At 58.5% G+C, this 13,605-nt stretch carries 9 protein-coding genes; 4 read left to right on the top strand and 5 right to left on the bottom strand.

Annotated elements, in window-relative coordinates; genetic code table 11:
- Positions 1 to 14: 14 nt before the first annotated feature.
- Positions 15 to 2,237 carry a catalase/peroxidase HPI gene (gene katG / locus Z947_RS0110255; RefSeq protein ID WP_025044218.1) on the top strand — a complete coding sequence of 741 codons (2,223 nt, stop codon included), beginning with the start codon at positions 15 to 17 and terminating at the stop codon, positions 2,235 to 2,237.
- Between the two features lie 69 nt (positions 2,238 to 2,306).
- Here the strand turns inward: katG and Z947_RS0110250 are convergent, their stop codons facing one another.
- The 5 genes from Z947_RS0110250 to Z947_RS0110230 form a co-directional block, all read right to left on the bottom strand.
- A complete protein-coding gene (locus tag Z947_RS0110250) occupies positions 2,307 to 2,861 on the bottom strand; it encodes a pyridoxamine 5'-phosphate oxidase family protein (protein ID WP_025044217.1) in 555 nt (184 codons plus the stop codon).
- Entirely contained in the window at positions 2,854 to 3,894 is a 1,041-nt protein-coding gene (locus Z947_RS0110245) for a lipocalin-like domain-containing protein (protein WP_025044216.1), read from the bottom strand. The genes Z947_RS0110250 and Z947_RS0110245 overlap by 8 nt, the downstream gene beginning before the upstream one ends.
- Complete coding sequence (locus tag Z947_RS0110240; RefSeq protein WP_025044215.1) at positions 3,884 to 6,259, bottom strand: FtsX-like permease family protein; 2,376 nt, start codon at positions 6,257 to 6,259, stop codon at positions 3,884 to 3,886. Before Z947_RS0110240 ends, Z947_RS0110245 begins: the two co-directional genes overlap by 11 nt.
- Complete coding sequence (locus tag Z947_RS0110235; RefSeq protein ID WP_025044214.1) at positions 6,256 to 6,912, bottom strand: ABC transporter ATP-binding protein; 657 nt, start codon at positions 6,910 to 6,912, stop codon at positions 6,256 to 6,258. Before Z947_RS0110235 ends, Z947_RS0110240 begins: the two co-directional genes overlap by 4 nt.
- Positions 6,913 to 7,004: 92 nt before the next feature.
- Entirely contained in the window at positions 7,005 to 7,559 is a 555-nt protein-coding gene (locus tag Z947_RS0110230) for a cupin domain-containing protein (RefSeq protein WP_025044213.1), read from the bottom strand.
- Positions 7,560 to 7,791: 232 nt separating this feature from the next.
- Here Z947_RS0110230 and gabT point away from each other — a divergent pair, with 232 nt between their 5' ends.
- From gabT to Z947_RS0110215, 3 genes are all read left to right on the top strand, one after another.
- Entirely contained in the window at positions 7,792 to 9,192 is a 1,401-nt protein-coding gene (gene gabT / locus Z947_RS0110225; protein ID WP_025044212.1) for a 4-aminobutyrate--2-oxoglutarate transaminase, read from the top strand.
- Positions 9,193 to 9,816: 624 nt separating this feature from the next.
- Positions 9,817 to 10,791 carry a carbon-nitrogen hydrolase family protein gene (locus tag Z947_RS0110220; protein WP_025044211.1) on the top strand — a complete coding sequence of 325 codons (975 nt, stop codon included), beginning with the start codon at positions 9,817 to 9,819 and terminating at the stop codon, positions 10,789 to 10,791.
- Positions 10,792 to 10,854: 63 nt separating this feature from the next.
- A complete protein-coding gene (locus tag Z947_RS0110215) occupies positions 10,855 to 13,596 on the top strand; it encodes an aminotransferase class I/II-fold pyridoxal phosphate-dependent enzyme (protein ID WP_025044210.1) in 2,742 nt (913 codons plus the stop codon).
- The last annotated feature ends 9 nt before the right edge of the window (positions 13,597 to 13,605 follow it).

Here is a 13,605-nt window from a genome sequence, read left to right as displayed (position 1 = left end):
AAAGGGAGAGACCGATGGACGGCAATGATTACGAAGCGGGCGGCAAGTGCCCTGTAATGCACGGCAGCACCAAGCACGTGACACATGATGCACGCACCAATAAGGACTGGTGGCCAAACCAGCTTAACCTCAAGATTTTACATCAGAATACCCCCCTCGGCGATCCGATGGGCGAAGATTTCGACTATGCCGCAGAATTCCAGAAACTGGATCTGGATGCGGTAAAAAAGGACCTCGCGGCCTTGATGACAGATTCGCAAGACTGGTGGCCTGCGGATTACGGCCACTATGGCCCGTTCTTCGTGCGCATGGCCTGGCATTCGGCGGGCACTTACCGTTCGGGCGATGGCCGCGGCGGTGCTGGTTCGGGATCACAGCGTTTTGCGCCGCTGAACTCCTGGCCCGACAACGGCAATCTGGATAAAGCCCGCCGTCTGCTCTGGCCCATCAAACAGAAATACGGGCGCCAGATTTCCTGGGCCGACCTGTTTGTCCTGACCGGCAATGTCGCCATGGAAACCATGGGCTTTGAGTGTTTCGGTTTTGCCGGTGGCCGCGTCGACATCTGGGAACCCGAAGAAGACATTTATTGGGGCACAGAAGAAGAGTGGCTGGAACCCTCGGGTGGCGAAAACAGCCGGTATTCCGGTGAGCGCGATCTTGAAAACCCGCTGGCCGCGGTGCAGATGGGCCTGATTTATGTGAACCCTGAAGGCCCGGACGGGAACCCCGATCCAAAAGCCTCCGCATTCGACATTCGCGACACCTTTGGCCGTATGGCGATGAACGACGAAGAAACTGTTGCGCTGGTGGCGGGCGGTCACACCTTTGGCAAGGCACATGGTGCCGGTGATCCGACGCTTGTGGGTGCTGAACCCGAAGCGGCCGGTATCGAGGCCATGGGTTTTGGCTGGGCGAATACATTCGAAAGCGGACTGGGTGCACATACCACCACATCCGGTATCGAAGGCGCGTGGACGCCGACGCCGATCACGTGGGACATGTCCTATTTCGACACGCTTTTGGGCAATGAATGGGAGCTGACCAAAAGCCCCGCAGGGGCGAACCAGTGGAAGCCCAAGGGCGACGCGATGGCAAACACAGTGCCAGACGCTGCGACCGGCAAACCAGCCCACCAGCCAATGATGACGACGGCGGATATGGCGCTGCGCACTGATCCTGAATATCTGCGAATTTCCAAACACTTCCACGCCAACCCCGATGTGTTTGCAGATGCATACGCCCGCGCATGGTTCAAACTGACCCACCGCGATATGGGCCCCAAAGTACGCTATCTGGGCAAGGAAGTTCCCGCAGAAGATCTGATCTGGCAGGATCCATTGCCTGCGGTTGATCACCCGTTGATCGACGATCAGGATGTTGCCGATCTCAAGAACAAGATCCTTGCGACCGGTTTGAGTGTTTCTGAACTTGTCTCGGTGGCTTGGGCCTCTGCTTCTACCTATCGCGGGTCCGATCACCGTGGGGGTGCGAATGGCGCACGCATTCGCCTTGCCCCGCAGAAGGATTGGGAAGTCAACGAACCGGCAAAGCTGGCCAAGGTTTTGGCGGCGTTGGAAGGGGTGCAAACCGCGTTCAACGACACCGCTTCGGGTGGCAAAAAAGTCTCCCTTGCCGATCTGATCGTTCTGGGCGGCAACGCCGGTGTCGAACAGGCTGCAAAAGCTGCGGGCCATGACGTGGACGTTCCGTTTGCGCCGGGTCGCACCGATGCAACCGCCGAACAGACCGACGCCGAAAGCTTTGAGCCGCTTGAGCCCAAGGCGGATGGGTTCCGCAACTATCTGGCGGTAGACTTTGCCGTGCCGACCGAAAAACTGCTGGTCGATCGCGCGCAATTGCTGACGCTGACGGCACCGGAAATGACCGTGCTGCTTGGCGGCTTGCGGGTGATCGGTGCGAACTATGCCGGTCAGGAACACGGTGTCTTTACCGACGCTCCCGGCAGCCTGAGCAACGACTTCTTCAAGACCATTCTGGATATGAATGTCACATGGCATGCTATTGAAGGTGATGAAGTATTCGAAGCGCGGGACCGCAAAACCGGCAAGGCCGTGCGCACCGGCACACGCACTGACCTGATCTTTGGGTCAAACTCGCAACTGCGCGCGTTGTCCGAAGCTTACGGCAGCGACGATGCAAACACCCGCTTTGTCGCGGATTTTGTGAAAGCGTGGAACAAGGTGATGAACGCGGACCGTTTCGATCTCGCGTAAGCCGCACGGCACTTAAATCCCTAAAATCCGGCCCTTCCGAGCAATCGGGAGGGCCTTTCGTTTGCTCCGTTAAGGGGCCACCCACGTCCCCTGCCAACCATTCTGCGCCTCGAACAGCGCGCGGCGATGGCGCGCGTCCAGATGCACCAGATCCATCTGCGTCAACTCACATTTAAGAACCGCAAACCGGCTCCGCTCGGCGGGTTTTTCGTAGGCATAGACATCAGCGATTGGTGTGCCGGGTGTTGGTTTGGTGCCATAAGACACGCGCGAACCGGCGGGTACTTTCGCCCATGCCTCATCGACTTGAGAACCGGTCAGAACCGTCACCCGCGCCGTCAGGCGGATTTGCAAATTCGCCTCGGGCAACCAGATGTGCAAGGCCGCCATTGGCATCTGCCTTAGGGCAGCGACCTTGTCTGTTTCCACATCTGTATGCACTTCAACCGATGCGGCGCCGCGGTCCGCGCCGCGCAGGGCCACCGTGCGCGCCTGTGGCACGCCGTCTTGCCCCACCGTGGCAAATGTCACAAAGCGTGCTGGCGAGGCGCTATGCGCAACGCCGCGCTCCAGATGCTCCCACGCCGCGTCCAGAAATGTGACTAGATCATTTGGATCACTCATAACCTGTCATCTCCAGATATCCTTTGCCGTTGTGGCTGCCTTGAACCGTTACCGGCCCTTCCCAATATGGGATCGACAGGGCCATCCACGCATTCCGGTTCAACGCCGAAACGGTTACATCGACCCCGCGTTCGGGCAGGCTCACCTGCCATTCAACGGGCACTTCACGCCCGGCAACCTTATGAGCCTGCAACGGTTTTGCCACAAACGCACCTGCGGGCATGGTGCGTGTCGTGCCGTCCGGCGCAATCCATGTGGACGCGCTGTAGCCCGCGCCATCAGATTGGCGCAGCTGGAACCCCATCAACTTCGCGCCGCCCTCAAATGACAATGAAAACCAGTCCCAACCGGTTTGGGTTTCGCCCAAAGGCTGCGAGGACCACTCCCGATCCAGCCACGCGGAACCGGTCACCGCCACATCGCCTTCGGGCAATTTCAGAGTGCCGGAGATGTCGAAAAACGGTTGCGAATAATAGTAACTCGCCTGCCCTTGTTGTGACTTGACGGAATAACCATCGGCCCCGTGAAACACCAATGGTCCCTGCGCGCTCAACGTCATGTCATAGGCGAAATCAGGGCCACTTGCCGTCACGGTCATTGCCTCGAAATCCGCCCCCTCAAGGGCCCATTCATCAATCCACGCCTCAAACGGCGCGACGCGCACCCCCGCCTGTCCGATCCCGCCACGGGCGAAACGTTCGGTGGCAAAATGGGCGTCGGGCGTGGTGATCGCCGCATGGGCGAACCATACCTGCGGCGAGCGCCAGCCGGCGTCCTCTCCCGGTGCAAGGGCTGTACGAAACAACGTCCATTGCAAACCATAAGGCGTGCCATCCGCGCCTTGCAGGTTGGCCGTAAGGTACCACCATTCGATGCGATACTCGGGATGCGCGCCATGATCCTCGGGAAAGGTAAAAACCGGATCCGGCTGCGGTGTGGCGAACCCGTTTACATCCGCACCAAGGCCGGAAAAACCCTGCGCCCACAGCGTAACGGGAAACAGGCAAAGAAAAATGATCACCCTAACGTTCATTGGCAAAAACCTTGAGCAAATCCGACGGCGGTTTGCGCATCAGGCGCAAAGCCGGCCAAAGGGCCGCCAGCACGGCGGCGAACAGCGCGTAACTTCCGAGCGACAGATATTCCATCGGGAACAAAAACATGGGCAGTTTCCAGCCAAAGGCATCGACGTTGATCACGCTAAGCAGAACCCAGGCAAGCGCGAGCCCAAGAGGCACGGCACAAAGGAACACCAGCGCGGCCAATGCCACCGCGCGCAGCACCTCGAGCCAGCCCAATCTGCGCCGGGTCATCCCCAAGGCCCAGACCGGTGCCAGCTGCGGCACGCGCAGATCGGCCAATGTCAGCAGGCTCATCAAAATCGCGAAACCCGCGACCAGCAACGTCAAGGCGTTCAGCGCGGCGGTGACGGTGAACGTCCGCTCAAACACCTGCATCGACAGAGCTTTAATCGCTGCTTGATCGGTGATCGCGTTGGGCACGATGCCCAGCTGCGTTGTCAGTTTCTGGCGCAGGGCAGCCGGATCCGCGCTGCGGATGCCAAACCGCAACGGCACCATCGACGGCTGCAATTTTTCAAACAGCGATTGCGTTATCACGACCTGCCCGTTCGGATTGCCATAATCCCCGACAACTGCGGCGATGGGCAGGGTCAGCTCTGCATCGATTTCGACATCATCGCCAACCCATAGCCCCGCACGACGGGCCAGTTGTTCGTTCACAACAACGCCCTGCCCCGCCTCGACCGCGTTCCATGGGCGTTCAATGGCGTCCAGAAAAACCCAATTCTCGCGGTAGGTCGGACCGACGCGCAGGCTGTAAAGCTCGGTCGGGCGACCGGTGATGCGCATTTGCACCGACATCAACGGCAAGACTTCAATGTTTTGTTGATCGAGATAGGACAGCAAGGCAGCACTTTCCTCGGCTGTTTCAAGCTGCACAAACAACTCCGGCGCAAGCCGTTGATCCAGGAAGCCTATAAAGGTCAGGCGGAAACTCGACACCATCGTCGACACGCCGATATTGGCCGACACCGCCAGCAGCAGCGCCATCAGCGCGAGGCTAAGCCCCGGCAATTGCTGGCGCGTATCGGCCCAGAACCATTGCCACAACGGGGCGCGGGCGCGGCGTTCGCAAAGGGAAAGGACCAAGGACACGACAAGTGGCAAGGCAAGGGCCGCGCCAATCAACAAGCAGGCCAGCAGAGCAAAGCCGGCAATCAACCCCGTACCAAAAAGCGCCAAGCCCAGCGCGGCGACCAGCAGCCCCGCCGCGACCTGTGTTTGCAACCGGAACCGCGCGGCAGAGGCCATGACCCAAGCACGCGGCCGCACGCTGGCCAACAGCGGCATATGGCTGATCTGCCAGATCCGTCCTGTCAATGCGGCGGCTGTCCCAAGCAGCGCGATCAACAAACCCGACAACCACCATTCAGCACGGATATTCAATGTCCCGGAAATCTCTGCGCCATAAAGCCCGCGCAAAGTGGCCGCTACATCGGGCAGTAAAAACGCCGCGATCAGATAGCCCGCGACAACCCCCAATGCCGCGCCAATGGCGGCCAGTGTCATCATTTCAAACGCGATTACTTTTACCAGCAAGCGCAACGGCACCCCCAAGGACCGCAAGGTACGGACCATCCCGCGCCGCTGTTCAAACGCGAGGCCGATGGTGCTGTGCACGATGAAAAGACCCACGGCAAAACTAAGCAAACCAAAGGCGGTCAGGTTCAAATGAAAACTGTCGGTCAGCTGCCCGATGTCCGCCCCTTGCTGCGCCGGTTGCAGGCGCAATTCGGGGGCGATGGTCGACAGGTCCGGTCTGCCAACCGGCTGATCGGGCAGGACGATCAGCCGGGACAGATCGTTGCGGCCCAGTAACTCTTGCGCCCTTGCGATATCCGCAATGCCGAGGCCGGGTGCGATGCCGGTGTCAATCGTGACAGGCAGACCATCCTGCACCTTCTGTGCGGTCTGCGGGTTCACAAACACCCTCTGTGTCGCGTCGGCACCCGGCGTCAACAACCGCTCCGGCTGCACGCCGCCAAGCCCGCCAGGCGCGGTCACGGGATCAACGCCGACAAGGCGCAGGCCATCGATCTGCCCCTCGATCACAGGCGAAACCAACCATCCCGCCCGTCTGAGCGTGATGTAAAGGTCTTGCGCGACCCTGTTGCCCTGTCGTGGCAGCAATTGGTCAAATCGCCCCTCGCCCAAAGTCGCGGCTGCATTATCATAGCTGGCGCGCGCTTCTGCGTTAATGGCCTGCACGCCGGACCAAAGGGCGGTCGCCAGCGCCAAACCTGCAAGATAGGCGAACAGCTGGATCGGGTTGCGTCGCCAATGGGACACAAGCGCCGTTAGGCAGACCCCGATCATGCAAGCAGACCGTTTTTCAAATGCAGCCGGCGTTGCATGCGCGCCGCGATGGCGGGTGAATGGGTGACCAGCATCAGCCCCGCACCAGTCTGCGTGACAAGATCCAGCATCTGTTCCAGCACCTCTTCGGCTGTGCCTTCGTCCAGATTGCCGGTGGGTTCATCCGCCAGCAAAAGCTTCGGTTTGGCCGCCAATGCGCGGGCGATGGCGACGCGTTGTTGTTGACCACCAGAAAGGGTTTCAGGGTATTTGGCCAGATAATCCGACAACCCCAAGGCCGCGCTGACAGTTGCGATATGGTCCGCGTCATCGCGCCCTGCAAGGCGCGCCTGAAACGCGATGTTCGCCGCCACGCTAAGCGAGGGGATCAAGTTAAATTGCTGGAAAACCAAAGCAATATCATTGCGGCGCAGGGCAGCGCGGGCAGCATCATCTAACTGCCCAAGCGGCTGACCCGCGACCTTGACCGTTCCACCGTCAAACCCTTCCAAACCAGCGGCCACATGCAAAAGCGTGCTTTTACCGCTACCGGATTCACCGGTAAGCGCAAGCGTTTGCCCTGTGGCCAGATCGAAACTGATGCCGCGCAAAACCGGCACAGGACCCTCACTTGTCGGAAACGATTTCTCAACCTTATCGAACTCTAGCAGCATGGTTTTCCCCTGTCCTGCCTAGACCTAGCCGATCATGCAGGAATTGACAGCATATCGGTTCAATTTGGCCAAAGTGACGCGGGGCTGCGGCGTTAGAACGTTGGCGGTGTGCAGGCGCTGATGATTTTGCACGGCGCATCGCTGATGTTGCGGAACCGGTGCGGCAAACGACTGTCAAAAAGATACCCCTCGCCTGTCTTCAACACTTTGACCTGATCTGCGACGGTGATTTCAATTTCGCCCGAAATGACGATCCCCGCCTCTTCGCCGGTATGGGACAGGGACTGCGGGCCGGTATCGGCCAGCGGCGGGTAGGTTTCATCAAGGATTTGCAAGGCATGGGTGCTGGCATTGCCAAGCTGGCGCAAAGAGACTGCGGGACCGTCCGATTGCGGCGCGATTTCGATGAATTCATCCGCTTTGTAGAAATAGGTCGGCTGTGGTTCTTCCTCCAGATTTGCGAAAAACTCGGCAATGCTCATGGGAATCGCATCCAGCAGGCTTTTCAGGGAGGCCACCGAAGGGCTCGTCTTGTTTTGCTCGATGAGCGAAATCGTGCCGTTGGTCAAACCGGCCCGCGCCGCAAGCTCGCGTTGCGACAGCCCGTGCGCCTTGCGCAGCTCCTGCAATCTTTTCCCAATGTTCACAACGCGTTCCCTCATTGGCCTTGATGTGTCGGTTCTGGCCATCCCCTAACGCATCTTGGGATTTATCAAAAGCCAAATGGGTCGCCTGACAGAAGACGCTGAAATCACAGCGCCTGCGCAACGCAGTTCGGCATTGACAGCTATAATAAACGCACTATGAGAATTTTAAACACCGCCCCCATCGGAATCATCCTTTGGGTTTATCATGTTCAGCTGCCGCAGGAGCATCGCCATGTCGAACACAGTGAAAAAGAAGACCCGCAAAACCACTGCCAAGGCTAAGGCCAAGCCGGTGATGTCCGTGGTGCCCGATGTTGCCGTGACTGCGACAACCGGCAAAACCAACGCCGAACTGGTTTCCCGCCGCGAGGCCGCCGTTGCACGCGGTGTTGCCTCTGCCGCGCCGGTCTTTGCCGATCGCGCCGAGAACGCCGAACTGTGGGACGTTGAAGGCAACCGTTATGTTGATTTCGCAGGCGGTATCGCGGTGCTGAACACCGGCCACCGTCACCCCAAAGTGATTGCCGCTGCCAAAGCGCAGGAAGATCTTTATACACACACCAGCTTTCAGGTTGTGCCCTACGAGCCCTATGTCGCGCTGGCTGAAAAGCTGAACGCGCTGGCACCGGGGGATCACCCAAAGAAATCGCTGCTGGTAACCACCGGCGCGGAAGCTGTTGAGAACGCTGTTAAAATCGCACGTGCCGCGACGGGTCGCCCCGGTGTGATCGCCTTTACCGGTGGGTATCACGGCCGCACGCTGTTGACGCTGGGTATGACCGGCAAAGTGTCGCCTTACAAAAAGGACGTCGGCCCCTTCCCGTCCGATATCTTCCGCGCGCCTTTCCCGTCACAGCGCGACGGGATCACGGTTCAGGACGCATTGACCGGCCTGCAAAACCTGTTCCTGACCGATGCACAGCCCGAGCGGATCGCCTGTATCATCATCGAGCCTGTTCTGGGCGAAGGCGGCTATACACCGGTGCCTTTCGAAATGATGCAAGCGCTGCGCGACATCTGTGACCAGCACGGTATCATGTTGATTGCAGACGAAATTCAGGCGGGCTTTGGCCGGACCGGCACGTGGTTTGCGGTTGAACATTCCGGCGTTGTGCCAGACCTGATCACAGTCGCAAAATCCATGGCCGGTGGGTATCCGATTGCTGGTGTGATCGGCCGTGCCGACGTGATGGACGCGGTCATTCCGGGCGGTTTGGGCGGCACCTATGGCGGCAACCCTGTTGCTTGTGCTGCGGCGCTGGCTGCGATCGAAGCCATCGAAGAAGAGGGTCTGCTGGCCCGTTCGACCGCTTTGGGCGAAGCATTCCGTGCCCGCTTTGCAGAAATCGGCGCGCGGGTTGCGCCCTTCCGCATGTGGGATATTCGCGGACTTGGCGCGATGCTGGCCATCGAGTTCGTGACCGACTTTGATACCGCCACACCGGATGCAGAGCTGACCAAATCGGTCGTGGCCCATGCGCTGAAACGTGGTTTGATCCTGCTGTCATGTGGCATGCACGGCAACGCCCTGCGCATCATGGTGCCGTTGACCGCATCCGATGCGATCATCGAAGAAGGGATCACAATCTTTGAAGCGGCCCTCGCTGCAGCGATTGCCGAACAAAGCGCATAAGCCAAACCATATTGGCGGTTGAAGGGGCGGGCCGATTTGGTCCGCCCTTTTTGTATGCACCTCGCTGCCCCTTCGTAACCGCGAACGCCAAGCACTGGAAAACCTTATCTATTTTCTCGCGCGCGGGCTGATTCTCGCGACAGGTGCATCTTGTTTCGCTCGATAACCCCTGTGTCTTGACCGAAATTTTCCGCAAAAACCTACGATTTGATAATAATATTAAACACTTTTGCGGAAATTTGATGTTTCCGGTTGCAAGCGCGCCGCTGAGTCGTCAGGCTTCCTAAAAGCCGCTGCTTTCTGGTGCTGGCAGCTTGACCGTCACAAAGAGGACGGATGCGTTGTTGTCAAAACACGCCCACCAGACTGTCACGCGGCAAAAGTTTGCCAATGCGGGGCGACGTCTCGCAACCATTTGTAAAGGCACGGAAACGGGGGGACAATCGCGGTGCTAGCATCACTTAAAATGAGCGGGACGCGCAGATTTCCGCACGCTTTGACTGCTGGCGATACGCGGCGCAGATCACCTGTTTCCGTTCCGGTCGTAAGGGCATAAAGGATGCGTAACGCAGAGATATTGACGGCCCCTCAGGGACGCCTCTGCTTTTACGGAGATTCTGGAAAATGACCCCTTTCGCTATTGCCGGCGTACAGATGTACGTCCACGCCCTTCACCCCAATGTTGAAGGCATGTTGCAGCGCCTAGATGTGCTGATGATGCGCTTTCCCTGGACACAGATGGTCCTGTTCAGCGAACTGGCACCATTCGGTCCGCTCGAGCAATTCAAACTGCCGCCTGAGAACGAGATCATCGACAAGTTCTGCGAAGCGGCGCGACGTCATAAAATCTGGCTGATCCCCGGTTCGATGTTTCTGACCAGCCCTGACGACGGTCTGGTGCGCAACACCTCGCTGGTGATTAATCCCGATGGTGACGTCATCCGCCGTTACGCCAAGATGTTCCCCTTCCTGCCTTATGAAGCAGGCGTAGCACCCGGCGATGATTTCTGTGTGTTCGATGTGCCGGAAGTCGGCCGTTTCGGCCTGTCGATCTGCTATGACATGTGGTTCCCCGAAACCACCCGCCAGCTGACGTCGCAGGGCGTCGAGGTGCTGTTGCACCCTGTGTTGACCGGAACCACCGACCGCGACGCCGAACTGGCAATTGCCCGCGCGACGGCGGCGCAGTTCCAGTGCTACGTCATTGATGTCAACGGCTTGGGCGCTGGCGGTGTGGGCCGGTCCTGCATCGTTGATCCCACGTCGCTGGTGCTGCACCAATCGCAGGGACAAGAAGACATGTTCCCGATTGAAATTGATCTGTCGATGGTGCGCCGCCAGCGCGAAACCGGCATGAAAGGTCTGGGTCAGGTACTCAAATCCTTCCGCGACCGCCCGGCAGATTTTTCAGTTTATGATCGAAATAGCGGTGTCGACAGCTATCTGAATACGCTGGGCCCGCTGGAAGTGCCCCAACAAGGATCGCGCGCCGGCCTACATGTGGACCTGCCTGCCACGGCAGAAGCCGACATTAATGATCGCGAACCCAAACTGGGGATCGGGATTTCGCCCGTCATGGGCAAGACAACAGGAAGCTGATCCAGAGGATTGGTAGCATAAGCTACGGACCATCTGTTTCGGCTCACAAAGGGAGTACGACAGATGGATTCCGTCAGCGACTATTATTCCGCGACACAATTGCGAGCTGACAGGTGGAGCGCGTTACGCGAAAGCGTGACGTCGCTGTGCCGCGAAACGCACGCCAAAAAGGCGGCGGCGTTGAAAGCGCGGATTGACGAGCTGTTCGCCTCGCTTGCCTTGATCGAACCCTATTGGGCGTTTCCCGGCATGACGGCCTTTGATCATATGCGCCGCCAGTTCGAGCACGGCAATTACGAGGATCTGGCTTTTACCACCAACCGCGTCAAACGGGCGTTGACCACCGGCGCTTACCGACGCCGTTCCATTCCGCTTGACCGCGAAACCTCCGATGACGAAGAACACAACGACGAGGCCATGCTGTCCCCTGAGGCCCGCGCGATGGCCCGCCCCTATTTCGAGGTGTTGATCGTCGACAATGTGAATGACCAGCAGGAACGCTGGCTCAAAAGCAATGTCGCCCGCATGCGCCGCCCCGAAGATCCCTTTCATTACGAAGCGGTTGTTGTGCCCAGCTTGGAGGACGCGCTGATCGCCGTGCTGTTCAACCACAACATCCAAGCGATTGTTGTACGCCCCGGGCTGGTGTTGAAATCTAACAACGACAACGAAATCCTGGCAAAATACATCCGCAATGCCAGTGACGGCGACGACATCAACACGATGCTGCCCGAAGACTATGGCCCCGAGTTGTGCCGCCTGATTGCCCGCGTGCGCCCCGAACTGGACGCCTATCTGGTCACCGAACGTTCAGTCGAGGATATTGCCGGTCTTGATCTGGGAATTTGCCGGCGAGTTTTCTATAATCAAGAAGACTTTATGGAGCTGCACCTCAACATCCTGCGCGGGGTGGCTGCACGCAACAAGACGCCGTTTTTTACCGCCTTGGTCGAATACTCCAAACAGCCCACCGGCGTTTTCCACGCCATGCCGATCAGCCGCGGCAAATCGATTACGCGCTCGCACTGGATTCAGGACATGGGCGCGTTTTACGGGCCGAACATCTTTCTGGCCGAAACCTCTGCCACGTCCGGCGGTTTGGACAGTCTGCTGGAACCTCAGGGGCCAATCAAAGAGGCGCAGGAACTGGCCAGCCGTGCGTTCGGATCGAAACAGACCTTTTTTGCCACCAACGGCACCTCGACCTGTAACAAGATCGTCGTTCAGGCCGTCGTGCGCCCCGGTGACATCGTTCTGGTGGACCGTGATTGTCACAAATCGCACCACTACGGCATGGTATTGGCGGGGGCCGAAGTCGTGTACCTCGACAGCTATCCGTTGAATGAATATTCGATGTACGGCGCGGTGCCGCTCAAGGAAATCAAGCACCAGCTTCTGGCGCTGAAAGCTGCCGGAAAACTGGACCGCGTGCGCATGCTGCTGCTGACCAACTGCACCTTTGACGGGCTGGTGTATAACGTCGAACGGGTGATGGAGGAATGCCTGGCGATCAAGCCGGACCTGGTTTTCCTGTGGGACGAGGCATGGTTTGCCTTTGCGCGCTTCAGCCCCACGTACCGTCAGCGCACCGGAATGCGTACCGCCAACAACCTGCGCAAACGCCTGCGGACCGAAGACCACAAACGCGACTATGAACTACAGCAGCTTGAACTCGAGGGTGCCTCGGACGAGACGCTGGTCAATACCCGCCTGATCGCCCCCCCCGACGCGCGGATCAGGGTCTATGCGACGCAATCCACCCACAAGACCCTGACATCGCTCAGGCAAGGGTCGATGATCCATGTGAACGATCAGGACTTCAAGGGCGAGGTCGAACAGTCCTTCCACGAAGCGTACATGACGCATACGTCAACCTCGCCCAACTATCAGATCATTGCATCGCTGGATGTGGGCCGCCGGCAGGTCGAACTGGAAGGGTTCGAATTTGTGCAGCGCCAGATCGAAGCGGCGATGTCGATGCGCAAGGCGATCAGCAGTCACCCGATGCTGCAAAAGTATTTCAAGGTGCTCACCGCGGGCGACATGATCCCCGAACATCACCGTCAAAGCGGGGTGTCGAGTTATTTCGACAATGACCAAGGCTGGACCGATATCTGGGATTGTTGGGAACAGGACGATTTTGTGCTCGACGCGACCCGTGTCACGCTTGCGGTTGGCGGGACCGGCTGGGACGGCGATACCTTTAAGACCCAGATTTTGATGGATAAATACGGCATCCAGATCAACAAGACCTCGCGCAATACGGTCCTGTTCATGACCAACATCGGCACCACACGGTCGTCGGTCGCCTACCTGATCGAAGTGCTGGTTGAAATCGCGAATGAACTGGACGATCTGCTGGATGATGCATCCCAAATGGAGCGGCGCTCGTTTGACCGTCGGGTCAAGAACCTCACGGAAAACTATCCGCCGCTGCCAGACTTCAGCCGCTTTCATGATGCGTTCAGACCCGACAATATTACGCCGGAAGGCGATATTCGCACCGCTTATTATCTAAGTTACAAGGAATCTAACTGCGACTACCTCGAGCTGGACGGATCCTTGCAAGAGGCGCTGGATGCCGGTGACGAAGTCGTTTCGGCAGGGTTCATCATCCCCTACCCGCCCGGCTTTCCGATCCTTGTCCCCGGACAAGTGGTCAGCAAGGAAATCTTGTCTTTCATGCGGGCATTGGATGTGAGTGAAATCCACGGCTACCGCGCCGATCTGGGGCTGCGTGTCTTTACCGCCGACGCGTTGGACAGTCTGCAAAACCCGCAAAAACTTAAACCTGCCGCCGAATAAGAAAAGGAA

It is taken from the genome of Sulfitobacter geojensis, assembly GCF_000622325.1.
Taxonomy (GTDB): Bacteria; Pseudomonadota; Alphaproteobacteria; order Rhodobacterales; family Rhodobacteraceae; genus Sulfitobacter; species Sulfitobacter geojensis.
The sequence above is the reverse complement of the archived record's forward strand: the minus strand, read 5'-3'. Positions and strand labels throughout refer to the sequence as shown.

What these genes read in the sequence shown, in the direction of transcription:
- Z947_RS0110215 (WP_025044210.1), top strand. Translation starts at nt 10,855, where the DNA reads ATGGATTCCGTCAGCGACTATTATTCCGCGACACAATTGCGAGCTGAC.
- katG (WP_025044218.1), top strand. Translation starts at nt 15, where the DNA reads ATGGACGGCAATGATTACGAAGCGGGCGGCAAGTGCCCTGTAATGCAC.
- gabT (WP_025044212.1), top strand. Translation starts at nt 7,792, where the DNA reads ATGTCGAACACAGTGAAAAAGAAGACCCGCAAAACCACTGCCAAGGCT.
- Z947_RS0110240 (WP_025044215.1), bottom strand. Translation starts at nt 6,259, where the DNA reads ATGATCGGGGTCTGCCTAACGGCGCTTGTGTCCCATTGGCGACGCAAC.
- Z947_RS0110250 (WP_025044217.1), bottom strand. Translation starts at nt 2,861, where the DNA reads ATGAGTGATCCAAATGATCTAGTCACATTTCTGGACGCGGCGTGGGAG.
- Z947_RS0110245 (WP_025044216.1), bottom strand. Translation starts at nt 3,894, where the DNA reads ATGAACGTTAGGGTGATCATTTTTCTTTGCCTGTTTCCCGTTACGCTG.
- Z947_RS0110220 (WP_025044211.1), top strand. Translation starts at nt 9,817, where the DNA reads ATGACCCCTTTCGCTATTGCCGGCGTACAGATGTACGTCCACGCCCTT.
- Z947_RS0110235 (WP_025044214.1), bottom strand. Translation starts at nt 6,912, where the DNA reads ATGCTGCTAGAGTTCGATAAGGTTGAGAAATCGTTTCCGACAAGTGAG.